The organism is Anaerococcus lactolyticus ATCC 51172, assembly GCF_000156575.1.
GTDB lineage: Bacteria > Bacillota > Clostridia > Tissierellales > Peptoniphilaceae > Anaerococcus > Anaerococcus lactolyticus.
In genome coordinates, this window is the sequence record NZ_GG666108.1 from 1 (window position 1) to 241 (window position 241).

1 protein-coding gene is annotated in these 241 nt (G+C 58.5%); it reads left to right on the forward strand.

Annotated elements, in window-relative coordinates:
- The coding region (locus HMPREF0072_RS11450; RefSeq protein WP_004830553.1) for a DUF3413 domain-containing protein at window positions 1-241 on the forward strand (241 nt) is incomplete at both ends.

Genomic DNA, 241 nt, shown 5'->3' on the forward strand with positions numbered 1-241 from the left:
CCTGCTGGGGCATTTCAGCTTTATCGTGTTCGCCGGCTATTTGCTGGTGATCTTCCCGCTCACCTTCGTGGTGATGTCGCAGCGGCTGCTGCGATTTATTTCCGCCGCGTTGGCCACCATCGGGCTCACGCTGTTGCTGGTCGACAGCGAAGTGTTCTCCCATTTCCACCTGCACCTCAATCCGGTGGTGTGGGATCTGGTGGTCAACCCGGATCAAAGCGAACTGTCGCGTGACTGGCAG